Source organism: Halalkalibacter oceani, from assembly GCF_040544555.1.
In the GTDB taxonomy this organism is placed as follows: domain Bacteria; phylum Bacillota; class Bacilli; order Bacillales; family Bacillaceae_D; genus Halalkalibacter; species Halalkalibacter oceani.
Genome location: NZ_JBEPKD010000022.1, coordinates 55,256 through 69,894, shown reverse-complemented (window position 1 = coordinate 69,894; position 14,639 = coordinate 55,256). Strand labels below are relative to the sequence as shown.

Genomic DNA, 14,639 nt, shown 5'->3' with positions numbered 1-14,639 from the left:
CCCGTCTTACATTCCTTTGAACACGTTTTTTTCGTATTCCTCACGCTTTCATCGCGCCACCAATAACCGCAATAATCACACCGTTTTACGCGCTTGTCCGATACTTCATGGAGCTCACCTTTCAGTAGCGAGGCTATAATCGGCTCGGCCTCTTGCTTAGTTAATCCTTTTGTATACTCAAGCGCAAAAGTAATGGCGCCCTCTCCCGGTTCTCTATATTGGTTGATTTGGTTGTCCATCAAAAACCCCCTTGATTTTCGGCTGTTTCGGAAGTATGATATAGTTGAGTAATTATGTGTTGGTTTTCGGTAACAATAACTTATTTATATATAGAACAACGGGTACTAACGCCTCCAACGGTTATCGTATTCATATCGTTTAACGTACTGACGTATCTCTCGCACATCGCATAACTCGAATGCTACATCAACGAGACTATAATCATTTGTAACTTCAATCAGCGGGTCGTCCTCCGGCGGCTCGTCAATTAATAACCGGTACTTGTTCGGCTTATGACGAACCTGGCCGGTTTCTTTTGTTTTAGCGTGGTCAATCTCACCCTTTCTGCGATATTCAATAAACCCGCCTTCTACTAGAGCCCTGATGGCATTCTGTACAGTTTGGCGCGACTTTGTGCCGATCATTTCCATCGCCGTTTTTGTCGTCAGATAAAACGTTTGTCCGTACCGTTTCGCGGTAACGAGCATGGCAAACGCCATTTGTTTCTGCCGGAATGTTCCGCATTGAAGCACCGCCAATATTTCCGACTTATAGATCCGGATTGCCTTATCCGCGTCCCTTATCGTCATATCATTATCGAAAGCATAGTCCGTTAATCGAACAGCTTCCTTTCGCCAGTGGTCGGGCGTGCTGCCCTTGCTGAAATATTCTCGCGGGGTATTAAGAAGGATCTCCATAATTGCTTCGACCGCTTCTTCTCGTTCAAATCCTTGCGAATTAAAAAAACAAGCTAGAATGAACGTTGTGTTATGGCGTGTGTTACTCTCGGTCAGTCGGCCTACCTCTAATATACGCGCGGCCTTTTGTAAGGCCTTCGATTGGTCGAACGCATTGACCGATAGGTTCGTCTCCAACGCCACCGCCTCGAATTCTTGCGCCTGTTCATCGGTTAGCCCGAAGTATTGTTCGGAAATGATAGTCGCGTCCATCGGCTCAATGTCGAGTAAGTAGTCGAAGCTTTCAATCGGATCGAGCGTGTGACTATCGACAAACCAACACCGACGGCCCGTTTTTTGGTGAACGCCTAGCGGTAATTTGACGCCTTGATTCCAATTCGGCCGAAACTCGACTTGACCATCGGTAATGTCTCCCATGCTCGATACAACTCGCTGATAAAACGTCTCGACTTCCGTTGTGGGTAGCGGTTCATCGAAAAATAAGTCGACGTGAAAGCCTTTGCCGCCGGAAATGCTCACGTGTATATCTTTGCGCAATATATGAAAATCGGTAACTAATACATCGAGCAGTTTATACGTGGCCCACCGAGCCATCGCATGATCGGAGAAATCGACGTCAAACGTAATAAACTTGTTGAAGTAGCCTCCGTTAAATACGCCGTAAGTCAATTCGCCCGCCAAGTGCTTTTTGAGCATTCCGTCGTTTAGCACGATGTGACGACGATCCCGCTTCCTATTAAACGTGACATACCGCCCGTTCGGAAATTGGACTAGATACTTGCTTCGCGTTTGGATATAAAGCTGATTAAATTTCGAAATAATCTGTTTCGGCTGATAATTTTCGGCTGTCTGCATTCAGCTCATCCCTTTCGTTCGAATCGTTTGAACTCCGCATCTAGTTCCGGCGTGTTACGGAAGACAAAAACAAGCTTCCCTTCGTATCGGTATGACGGCTCAATCGTGACCAGTTTATATCCGCGGTCAATTAGTTCATTCGCGACCCTCACGCTTAGAACGCATTTATATTTAGGCAACGATAAACACCTCTTTCACCTGTAATTAGTTTCGAATGTGTCTTGTGACACAATTTCATCGAATAACTCTTCTGTTGATTTGCCTGTTATGTCCGATAAAATTCCAATCGCAGTATCAGCTTTTTCCTTTAATCCCTTAATAGACTTAACTATTTCATCTAATGATTGCGGTTCTTCTTTTTTATTTAGATCAGAGATAGAAAAATTCGGAGGGCTCATTTTCGAATAAGTTTGTTTTTCAAAAATAATTTTCACATCATCCCACTTTCTATCTACCATCCACGGTCTGAATTCATCACTAAAGGAATTCTGGAAATACGATCTCTCAAAATCATTAGCAAATTCAATATCCTCTATTGTTAAAAGGTGAGGCTCTAAGTTATAAATACGGCATACATGCGCTGCCGTAAGCTCAAAGCCAGAGACAAATGCAGATACTTCGTCAGGTCTATTGATATAAAAATTGTTAACAACACTTTCTATATAATGATACCGCCATAAATCGACCCATTTTTGGACTTCGTTAACTGTTATCCTCTTACCTATTGCGATGTCATACCAAAAATCATGATGGAAACGCCATTGAAAAGATTCGAACGAATCTCTCCCATCCTCGTATTTTCTTAAGAATCTTTCAACAATAGACTTCATCTTTAAAAGTTGTTTTGCATGTCCCTCCGTCAGCACCTTTTGAGATATCCAGTCTTGGATAATCGGTATTAGTTGTAGTAAACGTAGACGGCTTGTTACATAAGTCCGACTCTTACTAACCTTCTTTGCGATTTCATCATGTTTAAATCCCATTTCTACATATCTTTGAAACGCAGACGCCTCCTCAATAGCAGTCAATTGTTCGCGTTGAATATTCTCAATAACTGCTAAGTGAAACGCATCATCATCGCCCATTTCTTCAACGAAGGCAACTATCGTCTCTAATCCAGCGATCTGACAAGCTCGAAAACGTCGCTCCCCTTGTACTATTTCGTAGGCCTCTTCGCCGATTGGTCGAACTAATATTGGAGACTTTAAACCGTCAGAAACTATTGAAGAAGCCAATTCTGACAAGCTTGTTTCGTCAAATTGTTTCCGCGGTTGATTCGGATTCGGTACAATCTCGTCTAATTTCAATGTTTGTGTTTTATTCATCCTAATACCTCCAATTGATAATATTGCGATTTGCGAGTAGACAAACCTCCGGCGGGCCCTTGCCATCATCGGAATGATATTCGCTCCTACTTTATATGACGAATGAAAATCATCACGTGGGGAATTTTCCGTTAATTTTTTTTGCTCTTACTATTAAGTTAGACATTGCATCTTCCGTGTTGAGACACATTTTGATGATTTTTTCGTTTTCATAATATCTTACGGACTCAAACCATACTTCGGACATTTTCTAGAAAAAATCTCTTAATGAGATTACCCGCGACTTATCGACCTCCTTACTTCTCTATACGTAATAAAATTTTGTTTCGCACAAATATCTTCGTTTTTTTTTGCTTTCACAGTATCTTACAGACTCAAACAACAATTCGGACATATCTTCGTTAATTTTTTCGCTCTTACTTATGTATAGGGGGCCTACTGTGTAATTTGGGACACTTTTATCTCCTCAAATTATCTTGTTTATTCCCGATTTCAAATAGCCCCGTCGCGGCTAACCCCGCGAATCCACCGGCCCATAAGCGCATCGTCACGTCTAATTCCGTAAATGGCGCGGCCAGTATCCCGATGATTAATCCGATTAGCACCGCCACCGCCGGCGCGTAATTTTTCGGATAGCTTACTTTATATGACAACCTAGAATGACCGAATGGGGATTTTTCGTTAAGTTTTTGCTCTTACTATTAAGTTAGATGCCGCACGTGCTTTATTGGGACACATTTTCCGAAAAATCTGCCGGTAGTCCAAAAAAATATATAAAAACTTTTGTTTCCTTATTGACGAACATATGTTCTTATTATATAATTCAAAGTGTAAAGAAGAACATGCTTAATAAACCGCGTTTATCCCGGTTTTAAAAAATGTTATTGTGTGCGGGACAGACCGCCAAATCCGTCCCACAATTCCGGAATCAAGTTGCCGCTTGACTCCATCGCGTCGCAGCCAAATCCCGTATTCGACCGCCAAATCGTTTACGGTACGACGCTAGTCCACGTTTGCAGCCGCAGACATATCTATATCTAACCTTGTCGGGGGCGTCTCCTCCCGCGATTGCCGTTAGGAACCTGTTGCAGCAAGTTCCTTCGCGATCATCGGAGACGTTCCAGCCGCAAATCAACGTCCTGCTTTCGGTCGAAGAACAATAGCAAATACTGATAGAGACTCACGCGGTTCATGCGCTCATAGAACGCCAGGAACTCGTCGTAATCGAACGACTCCGGATCCTCAACGTTCATTAATGAGATCCGCGAGAAGTCAGTCACATCGTACCAGTCGTCAACGTGGTCGAAGTGATAGCCGGACATATAGAGCTTCCCTTCCATTACATAAAATACCGTTTGATTAACGATGTCCGCGAAGCCAACGTAATCGAGACGAGTATATGTACCGTTTAAGTTGTCGATAGTATAACGGACGCCGACGTGGTGAACATCGATCGTTAACTCGCGCATAAAGCCGAAGCCTCCTCGAATCCTAGCTCGGATAAGATTTCCGCGTCAACCGAGCAGCCGCCCATGATTGCGTCAGGTGATACGAATCCGGTATCGACGAAGAAGGCCTCGAAATCATCTGCGAGAATGTGACGTTGCTCTCCGGTTTCAACGAGAGTGACGACGTAATAAGACGAGAATGTAGCGTTAACAAGACGATAGCCGACGAATACTTTACGATTCATAAATAACGATCCCCTTTCGATTTAAGTTCGATTAATAATTGTTCTACGCGCGAAATGAGCAACGAATGATATTCGGCATTTGGCTCCGCCGTGACTCCGCCGAGCCGACGCATGCGGCCGATGTCTAGTTCGAGTGATGCGAGATCAGATTGTGTTAGTTTCATTAGATATTCGACCTCCTTCAATTCCTTAAACACATAATAACGTATAAGCGTAATTACGTCAACATTAAATTTACGTGTTTTCGCTAAAAAGTTATAATGATTTTTAAGGAGTTGTTGAAAATGGCTATAAAAGTGGAGATTCGATTAAAAGATGTTTTGGAATCACGGGGGATAACTCAAAAAGAATTGGCCCAGAAAACTGGCATCAGACCCGCTGCCATTAGTTCGCTAGTTCGAGGATACATAGAGCGACTCAATATTGACCACATTGAACGCATTGCAGAAGCATTAGAAATAGAGGATATTAACGATCTTATTACTTTGATTAAAACAAAAACCCCGACCGATTAACGGCGGGGCTTTTCGTATTTATTCTTTAAACCGCAAAAAAAGCGCCCTCACCGATTAGTTTCCGGCAAGGGCGCGTGTACTTACGCAGTCTTCGTCACCTTCGCGATCATTCTTCGTTCCAGATTCTCCGTTTTCTGCGCGAGACGACGGCCAATCAGAAAGACGTCAATCAACGCCCACACTCCGAGGCCGCCGAGCGTCAACGTCATACCGATTGCATAGCCGATGTCTCCGAGATAATAACGGTGGCCGCCGATCCCTCCGAGAAACAGCCACAACACGTACATGACGACTTTATCCTTTTTATGACGGTCAACCTCCGATTGAACCATTGCCAACTGTTCCGCGGTAAGATCCTTTTTTAACGTTAAGTTATTCATTTGCGCACGCTCCTTTAGATATTATTCAATGGACTGTATTTACGGTGTTTATTCACAATATCCGTGCCAAAAAGTCTCACGTATTTCTTTGTCATATCTAAGGTGGAATGGCCTAGTATCTGCATTAAGCTGAAAACGTCGCCTCCGTTCAAAATATAGAATTTTGAGAACGTATGTCGGCATGTATGCGGGCTACAACGAACATTCGTGATTCCCGCCCTTTTTCCTAACTCGTTTAAAATAAGTCGAAAACTATCTCGTCTTATTGGATCCCCGCGAAGATTACAAAAGACGTACTCACTCATTCCTGCGTGTATACGGATAAATTGTCTTAACTCTGCGGATAATCGATCAGACATTGGAACATAACGATTCAAATTGCTTTTGGTATTCCGCAAATACACACGACTTTCTTCAAACTTAACATCGCTCACTTTTACGCCGAGAGCTTCACTTATTCTCGCCCCGGTGTCTATTAAAAATAAAATTAATAGATAATCGCGGAGTCCCGTTAATTTCCGCCTATCCGGTTGCTTTAAAAGAGCGTTAATCTGGCTTACTGTAAACGTGTTAATTTCCGGCTCTTTGCCTCGAATTTGCTTCCAATCTTTCGCAGGATTATGCGAGATATACCCCACGTCCTCACAAAAGAACAAGAAAGCTCTTATCGCTCTTATCTTTGCGTTAATTCCACCCGTACTATTCCGACGAACATCGCGCAAATACTCAACGAATCCATCCAGTAATTGAACGTCGATTTCGTCAACCGGAATGATCTCGTCCTTCTCGCGAATAATGTAACGTCTAAACATCGTCAAAAAACGAGTATAGTAGTCAATCGTACTCTCGCGCACCCCAATCCGTCTTCGATCGGAACAAAAATCGTTTAGGGCCTCGTCAAAACGGACGCTTTTAGACCCGACATAACTTTTAATCGACATAATTTCGTGTGGCTCTAGCCTGTTTTTGCGCACAAAAAAGACGCCTCCTCTCGTATTTGAGAAAAGACGTCTATCCCACAAGATTTTGAACGGGTAGTCTCACGTTGAAACGACCGTCAAACCCTCGTCATATGTACATTTGGCACGCCTAGTAGGACTCGAACCTACAACGCGAGAACCGGAATCTCGTGTGATATCCCTTTCACCATAGGCGCACAATAGCTAAGCAACATCTTCTATTATAAAGTAAGAAAGAGCAGATGTCAACATCTTGCTGCTTTCTTACTAGAATTACGATTGATTGACGGGAGCATCTTCTTCAAACATTTTATTGAAGCGTTCGTTAATATCCTCTTCCGTATAGCCGGCTTCAGCCAGGCGGCCGCCAAAGTTCTTCGCCCATAGCTCTAAACGCTGCGCCATTTTCGCATATTTCTTCGCTTCTGCGCCTTTGCCCTGCTTTGCGCGACCTTCCGCATTTGACATGACGTTTTCGACGACAAATAAATGCTTCCATACGTCTTCCTCATCAAATGTTTCATGGTTTTGGCCAAGCTCATCAAGCACGCGCTTGTAATAATCGCTGAATTCCTTAAACGAAATCTCTTCCTCCATGTTTAAATAAACCTGGATTTGATCATATAGTGATAGCATGCGTCTACACTCCTTTTTCAAACTCTGGGCTATTATAGCATACTTCGATAGTAAGAGTGAATACGCAAAGTGAAATGCAGACATTTGAAATAAGAAACGCCGCTAGCGGCGTTTCTTATGAGCGTCTTTCCTCGATTATCCTTAAAAAAGCCGGGAGCGAAACATATCGCCCCCGGCTTTGAACGTTTTATCCGCAATACTCGTCGAATGCTTTTTCGAGCTTTTGAACGACCTGGATCGGTTCATGGCCTTCAATTTCGTACCGTTCCACCATCGTTTTGATTTCGCCGTCCTTAATTAGCGCAAATGATGGCGATGATGGCGCATAGCCTTTGAAATATTCGCGCGCTCTTGCTGTCGCGTCTTTATCCTGCCCGGCGAAAACCGTCACGAAACGGTCAGGCTTTGTTTCATAATTTTGCATATAAGCTGCAGCCGGACGGGCAATACCGCCGGCACAGCCACAAACTGAGTTGACCATGACAAGCGTTGTCCCTTTTTGTTGAAGCACTTCATCGACTTCCTCTGGAGTCGTGAGCTGCTCATAGCCGGCAGCGTCCATTTCCTGACGCGCGACTTTTACGACATCATTCATTAAAAAGTTAAATTCCATCCTTCTTCACCTCACTACTCTTTGCTCCTATTGTAACCCGTTTCACGGAGAAAACCAATTCTTTTGCATTGAGCATGACTATCATTGAGGCGATCACCCATTTAAAAGACTGTCTTTTTATCCCGTTCTTCTTTTAAAATTTCCACCGCTTCACGGAAACGCTGGGAATGGACTACTTCCCGTTCACGTAAAAATTTCAACCCATCATTTAAGTCCGGATCATCGGATAGATTGATAATCCATTGATACGTGGCGCGCGCTTTCTCTTCTGCGGCAATATCTTCATATAAATCAGCAATCGGATCGCCCTTCGCCTGAATATAGGACGCCGTCCACGGCACTCCGCTCGCGTTATGGTAAAAGAGGGCTTCCCCATGATTCACATAATGATCTCCAAGCCCGGCCGCCTTCAGCTGCTCCGGTGTGGCATCCTTTGTCAGCTTATAGACCATCGTCGCAATCATTTCAAGATGGGCAAACTCCTCTGTACCGATGTCGGTCAGCAAGCCAATGACTTTATCAGGAATCGTGTAACGTTGGTTCAAATAGCGAAGCGCCGCCGCAAGCTCACCATCCGCCCCGCCGTATTGCTCAATTAAAAATTTGGCAAGCATCGGATTACATGTGCTCACTTTCACTGGATATTGCAGCTTTTTTTCATAAATCCACATAATGGTCCCCCTTTTTTTATAACTGCCACGGCCACGGCGCGTCAATCCAGTTCCACGGGTAGCCGCTATAGCTGTTGCCAAATTGCTGCAATGGGCCTAAGTACTGCTCAACCTGGTATTTCACATGGTGCCGGTATTCGGCCATCTCGTTGAATTGCTGGATTGCGGCCTGATCATTCGGGTGGGTGTCAAGGTACAATGTCAGCTCAACGAGGACAAAATCGACAGCCTGAAGCTCCTCCATCAATGGATAAAATTCTTCCGGAAGCTGTTTCTGTGCCATTCTTCTCACTCCCTTCCTTGCTCATAAGGATTGTCATAAGGAGAATAAAGCGCCGGCCATAGCGTTCCATAGCGTAACGCTTCCTGTGGAGAAAACTGTGGAAGGCCATATGGCTGAAAGCCTAAATACAATTGCGGCGGTGTCTCATACGACTTCACTAAAATCGGCGGGCACGGATCAAATGGACTGACATAAGGGTGGTAATACTTTCGTTGCGAAAACTCCTTCACGTTAAACACCTCCAGTTATGTGAAGCTGCTGAAAAAGGACGATTTTCACTTTTTTCAGCAGCTTTTTCGTAATGAGCGTAGCCGTTGCCTGATTTTGAAAGCCTTGCTACGAGTGAGTTTGTCGAAGCAAGGCGCGCAACGCGCGGAGCCATTACTCTTCTTCGAGTTACGAAAAAGGAAGGTTTTCAGTGGCCTCAGTTATGTCGCGCACTATTTAACCATATTCATCCAACTGTTTTTTTAGAATGACCAAGATCGTAAAAGTGGATTTTTTTTTTTTGCAGCGGCAGACGCCGCCTCCTTACTTGTGCTCCCTTTCTATCCATAAAAAAAGCCGCTGCAGCAGGGAAATACCCGATGCAACGACCTCTTTGCGATTTATCTTACTGTAGAGCGGTGCGCAATGACTCAATATTTTGTCTCATTAGACTGAAATAGTCTTCCTCCTGCTGCACATCCTCTTCGACAAGTGCTTCAAGGTTGTGAAGGTAAAGCGGCTCGGCACCAACTTCATTTGTGACTACTTCGGCCACCTTGGTGGAAATGTTTTGCTCAAACATGACATGCTGCAGATTGTTTTCCTTCGCGAACTCAATGATCCGTTGCAATTCGCGTTGCGACGGCTCACTCGTTGGTGAAATACCCGAGATGCCAACTTGCGTCAAGCCATAACGGCGCTCCCAATAGCCGTAGCCGGCGTGCGAAACAAGAAATGTATCTTTTTCGGCTTGCTCAACCATCGCCGTAAATTCAGCATCCAATGCTTCGAGCTCGGCCTTCAGCTCTGCAAAATTGCTTGAAAATGTCTCTTCCTGCTCTGGCATCAGTTCGATCAGGGCATTCTTAATTTCTTCGGCCATTGAGATCGAAAGAATTGGATCAAGCCATACGTGCGGATCCTGATCATGAGAATGACCGTGAGCATCTTCTCCTTCATGAGCATGCTCTTCCTCGTGCGCATGAGCATCTTCTTCATGGGCGTGCTCTTCCTCGTGCGCATGGGACTCGCCTTCCTCATGAGCATGCCCTTCTTCACTTGGTTCAGTATCGCTCGTATCGATTAGGTCTATATTCTTTGCCGCTTCCACAATGGCGACGGTTTCGCCGTTTATCGTGTCAATCAGAGCTGCAGCAAAGCCCTCCAGTCCCGCTCCATTATAAATGAAGGCATCTCCTTCTGCGACGCTGATCATATCCCTTGCCGTCGGCTCAAACGTATGGGCGTCCGCCCCAACCGGGACAAGATTCGTGACATGAACATACTCTCCCCCGATTTTATTAGCGAAATCCTCAAGCGGAAATATAGTCGTGTAAATCTCAAGAGCCTCCGTAGCGCCGTCTGTCTCTTCCTCTCCTTGTTCCTGATCGCCCGCCTCGTTTTCATTGTTGCTGCAAGCTACAATTAGAAAGAAAAGCGCGCTTAGCAGAACAAACCGATATCCATTCTTTTTCATGGTCTTCCCCTTCCGTAACCATTACGCTTTATCACAAGTAAGAAGTATATCGGAATTCTTCTGATCTGTAAACCGGCAGCCCTTGCTTCATTTTATTCCATCTCGACCGAATAATGACCTCTCCAGCAGCTCCACGACATCTAGTGTCTCTACGGTTTCTTCCACCTCTTTCGCCTTCGTGCCGTCGGCCAGCATCGTTAAGCAATACGGACAGCCACTGCTAATAATACTCGGGTCCACGGCGAGAGCCTGCTCCGTCCTGGCGACATTGATCCGGCTTCCTGTTTCTTCTTCGATCCACATCATTCCGCCGCCGGCTCCGCAGCACATCGCATTCTCCCGATTGCGGCTCATTTCGACCAGTTCAAGCCCGGGAATTGCTTGTAAAATCTCACGCGGCGGGCTGTAAACATCGTTGTATCTCCCTAAATAGCAGGAATCGTGATAGACGACGGTTTCTTTTACTTCATAGGTTGGCGCAAGTCTCCCATCACGAATCAGTTCCGCTAACAGCTCTGTATGATGAAATACTTCCACGCCATTCAGACCAAAATCAGGATATTCATGAGTAAATGTATGGTACGCGTGCGGATCAATCGTCACGATTTTTTTCACTTGATAAGCGTTAAATCGTTCAATTGTTGCTGTCGCTAGCTCCTGGAACAAAAATTCATTCCCGAGACGGCGCGGTGTATCGCCGGAATTTTTCTCTTCGTTTCCAAGAATCGCAAACGTCACCCCGCTTTTATGCAGCACACGGGCAAACGACTGGGCGATTTTTTGGCTCCGTTTATCGAATGATCCCATTGAGCCGACGTAAAATAAATACTCAACCTCGAGCCCTTGCTGTTGGCATTCTTTCATCGTCGGGATTTGCAGCTCTTCCACGTCAAGCCGCCACTTTTCCCGTTCCTTCCGATTCAATCCCCACGGATTTCCCTGGCGCTCAATATTCGTCATCGCCCGTTGCGCTTCCGCAGGTAATTGGCCTTCTGTCAGTACCAAATAGCGTCGCAGATCGATGATTTTATCAACATGCTCATTCATAACCGGACACTGATCTTCACAGTTACGACAGGTCGTACATGCCCAAATTTCCTCCTCCGTTACAACGTTTCCGATAATCTGGTCGTCATAAGCGACGGCAACTTCCTCTTGTCCGGCCGCCTGCCGCGCGAGTTGATTGGCTGTAGTCCCAGAAAAGGCATAGCTGGGCAGCCAGGGGGAACGCGAGGTGAGGGCCGCTCCTTTTTCCGTTAAATGATCGCGCATATTGACGATTAAATCCATTGGGGAAAGCAGCTTCCCTGTCCCGGTTGCCGGACACATCGACGTACAGCGGCCGCATTCGACACAGGCGTACAAATCGAGCAGTTGTTTCTGATTAAAGTCCTCGATGTTGTTGACACCAAACGTTTCCTGGGTCTCGTCCGCAAAATCAATCGGAACGAGCTGGCCAACTTGATGGGTTTGCCCGAGAAAGACGTTTAACGGTGCGGCGAGCAGGTGGGCATGCTTCGACTGTGGAATATAGACTAAAAAGACGAGTAAAAATAATAAATGCAGCCACCAGAAAAAATAAAAGCCGGCCCCAGCAGCGGCATGTGGCAATTGGGCGGCGACAAAAGCGATCGCGGAAGCCAGCGGTTCAAAGCCTGACAACGGCTTATCGAGCCACACTTTTTCCATTCCTTTGGCGCCGAGCTTCGATAACATCAAACCAGCTATAAACAATAGTACAAGCCCTGATTTCCAGCCTCGCTTCAACCGCGCTAGCTTTTCGATATATCGACGGTGAAAAGCCCAAAGCACGGCAAGTAAAATGAGGAAAACGATCACTTCTTGGATGAACGTGAAATAAGGATAAAAGCTTCCCAGCGGCAAATGAGCATTCGGCTTCAATCCTTTCATGATAACATCGAGCGCACTGAACTGAACGAGCAGAAATCCGTAAAAAAAGACGAGATGAATCAACCCGCTTTTTCGATCTTTTAACAGCTTTTTTTGTCCAAAGACATTGACGATCACCGCCCGAATCCGCTCTTTCATTGTCTGTTGGAAGTCAGGTTTTTTACCGAGCTTGACAAATTGGTACCGTGTTTTGACAAGCGAGGCAAATAAAAAAAGAGCATAGCCCGTTATCATAACAAACAAGATTCTCGTGATAACTAGAAAAACGTCCACCTTTCCCACTCCTTTTCGTGATGATGTTTGTATTAGTGAGAGTGTACGGGTGCCAAATGGGCTGTTTTCCTTTTGGCATTTCCCGTCTTTTTTAGCCACTCCCTGTCTATGTTTTACGCTTTACTAGCGACTACCTTTCTGCATTCTTCCGTTAAAACGGGAAGCACTTCAAAAAGGTCGCCGACGATGCCGTAATCTGCAATCGAAAAAATCGGTGCTTCTGGATCTTTATTTATCGCGACGATCACTTTCGAGTTTGACATTCCGGCAACATGCTGAATCGCTCCGGAAATCCCGCAAGCGATGTAGAGGTCAGGGGTCACGACCTTGCCGGTTTGCCCAATTTGCAAGGAATAATCGCAATAGTCGGCATCGCATGCTCCGCGGGAGGCACCGACAGCTGCCCCAAGTACATCGGCAAGCTCTTGGAGCGGGCGGAATCCGTCCTTGCTTTTGACACCGCGCCCGCCGGCGACAACAATGTTAGCTTCCGTCAGATCGACACCGCTCGTTGTTTTTTCCACAATATCTTTAATCGTAGTGTGAAAATCTTTTATGTCCGGATAAACCGTTTTTATTTCGCCGCTTCGTGACGGATCGCTTTCTGCCGCCTGGATGTTATTCGGACGAATTGTCGCCATGATCATTCCTTCCTCGATTATCTTTTCTTCAAATGCTTTTCCAGAATAAATCGGCCTAGTGAATACGACTTGATCATCGACAAGCTCGAGCTTGACAACATCCGAGATTAGACCGTTTTTCAAGCTTGTGGCGATTCTTGGCGCAAGGTCTCTCCCCTGGGATGTATGGGCAAAAAGGAATCCATCCGGTCTCTCCTCTTCAATAATCTGAAGCAGCGCCTGCTTGTATGCCTCTGGCCGATAAGCGTCTAAGTCCGGATGCTCAGCGATGATCACACGGTCGGCCCCGTACTGAAACAACGGCTCTGTGAATCTTTCCACCTTTTCCCCAAGCAGCACCGCCGTTACTTTGCCGCTTGTGGTCAGTTTCTTTGCCGCCGCAATCGCTTCAAATGAAACGTGGCGCAATGCACCGTGACGAATTTCAGCAAGAACAAACATGTTTTGGCTCATTGTCTCCACTCCTCCTATAAAATGTTCTTTTCAGTCGTTAAGCGCGAGACTAATTCGGAAACCTGCTGCTGAATGTCTCCGTCAAGCATCACCCCGGTCTTTTTCTCCGGTGGAAGATAGCGCTTGATTGTTTTCGTTTTTGCATTTAGCGCTTCGACTGCTACTTCAAGCTCCTCCGGCTCAAGGACTGTTAATGGCTTCTTCTTTGCTTTCATGATACCTGGCAGCGACGGGTAGCGCGGCTCGTTCAGTCCTTGCTGGGCGGTAATGAGGGCCGGGAGAGGAACTTCAACAATTTCCAGATCTCCTTCGACATCGCGCTCTACCGTCGCCTTGTTTTCGTTGACCGTAAGCTTCGTCGCCGTTGTCACAGCCGGAATCGCCAATTCCTCAGCCAAACGGGGACCGACCTGGCCTGATCCGTTGTCAATTGAGACATTTCCGGCTATAATCAGGTCATATTCGCGGTCTTGAAAATAGGCTGCGAGCAGCATGCTTGTCGCCGCAGAATCGAGTTCGGTTTGCTCGTCGACCTCAATCAGATCAGCTTTATCAGCTCCGATGGCTAAAGCGGTTCGCAAGGCGCTCTCCGCTATACTGCTTCCCACTGTTACAACCGTTACGTCCCCACCGTGCGCTTCTTTTAGTTGCACCGCTTCCTCAATCGCGTATTCATCATACGGATTAATGATCAGCTCCGCCCCTTCGGTGACAATTTGTTGCTGATCAATCGCGATCCTTTCTTCTGTATCAAGAGTCTGTTTCATGACGACGTAAATGTTCATTCGCTTCTCCACTCCTCTTTACTGTAATCGTTCACAATAAAACTT

At 45.8% G+C, this 14,639-nt stretch carries 18 protein-coding genes, 1 tRNA gene and 1 pseudogene; 1 reads left to right on the top strand and 19 read right to left on the bottom strand.

All coding sequences use genetic code 11. From position 1 onward, the window contains the following. The 7 genes and pseudogenes from ABMB67_RS18540 to ABMB67_RS18510 all read right to left on the bottom strand — a co-directional run. Positions 1-239, bottom strand: a pseudogene (locus ABMB67_RS18540) (hypothetical protein); the annotation flags it as partial. A gap of 105 nt (positions 240-344) precedes the next feature. After that, the gene (locus ABMB67_RS18535; RefSeq protein WP_354572984.1) at positions 345-1,772 is read right to left on the bottom strand and encodes a TOTE conflict system archaeo-eukaryotic primase domain-containing protein; all 1,428 of its coding nucleotides are present in this window, start codon (positions 1,770-1,772) and stop codon (positions 345-347) included. A gap of 194 nt (positions 1,773-1,966) precedes the next feature. Beyond that, on the bottom strand, positions 1,967-3,097 hold the full coding sequence (locus tag ABMB67_RS18530; protein ID WP_354572983.1) for a ParB/RepB/Spo0J family partition protein: 1,131 nt from the start codon (positions 3,095-3,097) through the stop codon (positions 1,967-1,969). Between the two features lie 458 nt (positions 3,098-3,555). Then, positions 3,556-3,750 (bottom strand): holin, encoded by a 195-nt coding sequence (locus ABMB67_RS18525; RefSeq protein ID WP_354572982.1) that lies wholly within the window; start codon positions 3,748-3,750, stop codon positions 3,556-3,558. Between the two features lie 453 nt (positions 3,751-4,203). Further along, positions 4,204-4,566 (bottom strand): hypothetical protein, encoded by a 363-nt coding sequence (locus ABMB67_RS18520; RefSeq protein ID WP_354572981.1) that lies wholly within the window; start codon positions 4,564-4,566, stop codon positions 4,204-4,206. Then, positions 4,554-4,790, bottom strand: coding sequence for a hypothetical protein (locus tag ABMB67_RS18515; protein ID WP_354572980.1), 237 nt, complete (start codon positions 4,788-4,790; stop codon positions 4,554-4,556). The genes ABMB67_RS18520 and ABMB67_RS18515 overlap by 13 nt, the downstream gene beginning before the upstream one ends. Next, positions 4,787-4,954 (bottom strand): hypothetical protein, encoded by a 168-nt coding sequence (locus ABMB67_RS18510; protein WP_354572979.1) that lies wholly within the window; start codon positions 4,952-4,954, stop codon positions 4,787-4,789. Before ABMB67_RS18510 ends, ABMB67_RS18515 begins: the two co-directional genes overlap by 4 nt. 120 nt (positions 4,955-5,074) lie before the next feature. Here ABMB67_RS18510 and ABMB67_RS18505 point away from each other — a divergent pair, with 120 nt between their 5' ends. Further along, positions 5,075-5,305: a helix-turn-helix domain-containing protein gene (locus ABMB67_RS18505; protein WP_354572978.1), complete on the top strand. Its 231-nt coding sequence runs from the start codon at positions 5,075-5,077 to the stop codon at positions 5,303-5,305. Between the two features lie 80 nt (positions 5,306-5,385). On the opposite strand, the gene ABMB67_RS18500 is transcribed toward ABMB67_RS18505, so the two are convergent. The 12 genes from ABMB67_RS18500 to ABMB67_RS18445 all read right to left on the bottom strand — a co-directional run bounded on the left by ABMB67_RS18500 (position 5,386) and on the right by ABMB67_RS18445 (position 14,594). Then, positions 5,386-5,685 carry a TM2 domain-containing protein gene (locus ABMB67_RS18500; protein ID WP_354572153.1) on the bottom strand — a complete coding sequence of 100 codons (300 nt, stop codon included), beginning with the start codon at positions 5,683-5,685 and terminating at the stop codon, positions 5,386-5,388. A 14-nt stretch (positions 5,686-5,699) separates the two neighbouring features. Then, a complete protein-coding gene (locus tag ABMB67_RS18495; RefSeq protein WP_354572977.1) occupies positions 5,700-6,659 on the bottom strand; it encodes a tyrosine-type recombinase/integrase in 960 nt (319 codons plus the stop codon). Positions 6,660-6,766: 107 nt separating this feature from the next. After that, a tRNA-Arg gene (locus tag ABMB67_RS18490) sits at positions 6,767-6,841 on the bottom strand. Positions 6,842-6,917: 76 nt separating this feature from the next. Further along, positions 6,918-7,280: a hypothetical protein gene (locus ABMB67_RS18485; protein ID WP_354572976.1), complete on the bottom strand. Its 363-nt coding sequence runs from the start codon at positions 7,278-7,280 to the stop codon at positions 6,918-6,920. Positions 7,281-7,467: 187 nt separating this feature from the next. After that, a complete protein-coding gene (locus ABMB67_RS18480; protein ID WP_251223956.1) occupies positions 7,468-7,893 on the bottom strand; it encodes a BrxA/BrxB family bacilliredoxin in 426 nt (141 codons plus the stop codon). A gap of 101 nt (positions 7,894-7,994) precedes the next feature. Further along, positions 7,995-8,564, bottom strand: a complete 570-nt coding sequence (gene cotJC / locus ABMB67_RS18475; RefSeq protein ID WP_251191901.1) for a spore coat protein CotJC — start codon at positions 8,562-8,564, stop codon at positions 7,995-7,997. 16 nt (positions 8,565-8,580) lie between these two features. After that, positions 8,581-8,847, bottom strand: a complete 267-nt coding sequence (locus tag ABMB67_RS18470; protein ID WP_251223957.1) for a spore coat protein CotJB — start codon at positions 8,845-8,847, stop codon at positions 8,581-8,583. Between the two features lie 5 nt (positions 8,848-8,852). Next, complete coding sequence (locus ABMB67_RS18465; protein ID WP_349774157.1) at positions 8,853-9,077, bottom strand: spore coat associated protein CotJA; 225 nt, start codon at positions 9,075-9,077, stop codon at positions 8,853-8,855. Positions 9,078-9,460: 383 nt separating this feature from the next. Next, the gene (locus tag ABMB67_RS18460) at positions 9,461-10,531 is read right to left on the bottom strand and encodes a metal ABC transporter solute-binding protein, Zn/Mn family (protein WP_354572975.1); all 1,071 of its coding nucleotides are present in this window, start codon (positions 10,529-10,531) and stop codon (positions 9,461-9,463) included. Positions 10,532-10,618: 87 nt separating this feature from the next. Further along, positions 10,619-12,715 carry a (Fe-S)-binding protein gene (locus tag ABMB67_RS18455; protein WP_390188852.1) on the bottom strand — a complete coding sequence of 699 codons (2,097 nt, stop codon included), beginning with the start codon at positions 12,713-12,715 and terminating at the stop codon, positions 10,619-10,621. 113 nt (positions 12,716-12,828) lie between these two features. After that, positions 12,829-13,809 (bottom strand): electron transfer flavoprotein subunit alpha/FixB family protein, encoded by a 981-nt coding sequence (locus tag ABMB67_RS18450; RefSeq protein WP_354572974.1) that lies wholly within the window; start codon positions 13,807-13,809, stop codon positions 12,829-12,831. Between the two features lie 14 nt (positions 13,810-13,823). Continuing rightward, the gene (locus ABMB67_RS18445) at positions 13,824-14,594 is read right to left on the bottom strand and encodes an electron transfer flavoprotein subunit beta/FixA family protein (RefSeq protein ID WP_354572973.1); all 771 of its coding nucleotides are present in this window, start codon (positions 14,592-14,594) and stop codon (positions 13,824-13,826) included. Positions 14,595-14,639 lie beyond the last annotated feature (45 nt).

Bases quoted from the DNA above. Each gene is read 5' to 3' on its own strand.
- ABMB67_RS18485 (WP_354572976.1), bottom strand. From the start codon at position 7,280: ATGCTATCACTATATGATCAAATCCAGGTTTATTTAAACATGGAGGAA.
- ABMB67_RS18505 (WP_354572978.1), top strand. From the start codon at position 5,075: ATGGCTATAAAAGTGGAGATTCGATTAAAAGATGTTTTGGAATCACGG.
- ABMB67_RS18535 (WP_354572984.1), bottom strand. From the start codon at position 1,772: ATGCAGACAGCCGAAAATTATCAGCCGAAACAGATTATTTCGAAATTT.
- cotJC (WP_251191901.1), bottom strand. From the start codon at position 8,564: ATGTGGATTTATGAAAAAAAGCTGCAATATCCAGTGAAAGTGAGCACA.
- ABMB67_RS18470 (WP_251223957.1), bottom strand. From the start codon at position 8,847: ATGGCACAGAAACAGCTTCCGGAAGAATTTTATCCATTGATGGAGGAG.
- ABMB67_RS18480 (WP_251223956.1), bottom strand. From the start codon at position 7,893: ATGGAATTTAACTTTTTAATGAATGATGTCGTAAAAGTCGCGCGTCAG.
- ABMB67_RS18500 (WP_354572153.1), bottom strand. From the start codon at position 5,685: ATGAATAACTTAACGTTAAAAAAGGATCTTACCGCGGAACAGTTGGCA.
- ABMB67_RS18450 (WP_354572974.1), bottom strand. From the start codon at position 13,809: ATGAGCCAAAACATGTTTGTTCTTGCTGAAATTCGTCACGGTGCATTG.
- ABMB67_RS18520 (WP_354572981.1), bottom strand. From the start codon at position 4,566: ATGCGCGAGTTAACGATCGATGTTCACCACGTCGGCGTCCGTTATACT.
- ABMB67_RS18460 (WP_354572975.1), bottom strand. From the start codon at position 10,531: ATGAAAAAGAATGGATATCGGTTTGTTCTGCTAAGCGCGCTTTTCTTT.
- ABMB67_RS18530 (WP_354572983.1), bottom strand. From the start codon at position 3,097: ATGAATAAAACACAAACATTGAAATTAGACGAGATTGTACCGAATCCG.
- ABMB67_RS18445 (WP_354572973.1), bottom strand. From the start codon at position 14,594: ATGAACATTTACGTCGTCATGAAACAGACTCTTGATACAGAAGAAAGG.
- ABMB67_RS18510 (WP_354572979.1), bottom strand. From the start codon at position 4,954: ATGAAACTAACACAATCTGATCTCGCATCACTCGAACTAGACATCGGC.
- ABMB67_RS18515 (WP_354572980.1), bottom strand. From the start codon at position 4,790: ATGAATCGTAAAGTATTCGTCGGCTATCGTCTTGTTAACGCTACATTC.